This is a genomic window from Maribellus sp. YY47 (assembly GCF_023111095.1).
Taxonomy (GTDB): domain Bacteria; phylum Bacteroidota; class Bacteroidia; order Bacteroidales; family Prolixibacteraceae; genus Draconibacterium.
On record NZ_JALGYW010000054.1, the window covers coordinates 1 to 578 of the forward strand.

At 47.8% G+C, this 578-nt stretch carries 1 protein-coding gene; it reads left to right on the forward strand.

Features of this window, described 5'->3' with window-relative positions:
- On the forward strand, positions 1-578 hold a 578-nt coding region (locus MR764_RS20165), incomplete at both ends, for a hypothetical protein (protein ID WP_247981257.1).

Genomic DNA, 578 nt, shown 5'->3' on the forward strand with positions numbered 1-578 from the left:
AAGTAGTAGCTCCTGTTTTCACAGGATCAGACAACTGCGAAGGTGAATTCGAACCGAACGTTACTTCTAACGGTCCTGCAAATATTGGTTGCAGCTATACTCAAACATGGACTGCTAACTATACCGATGCTTGCGGTAACCCTGCGGCTCCGGTTAGCATTACCTACACCTGGACTGAAGATACTGAAGCTCCGGTGATCAGCACCCTGGCTGAAAATGAAGACCTGGGTTGTAATCCGGAAGTAGTAGCTCCTGTTTTCACAGGATCAGACAACTGCGAAGGTGAATTCGAACCGAACGTTACTTCTAACGGTCCTGCAAATATTGGTTGCAGCTATACTCAAACATGGACTGCTAACTATACCGATGCTTGCGGTAATCCTGCGGCTCCGGTTAGCATTACCTACACCTGGACTGAAGATACTGAAGCTCCGGTGATCAGCACCCTTGCTGAAAGCGCAGAACTGGGTTGTAATCCGGAAGTAGTAGCTCCTGTTTTCACAGGATCAGACAACTGCGAAGGTGAATTCGAACCGAACGTTACAACTGAAGGTTCTACCAACATCGGTTGCAGCTAT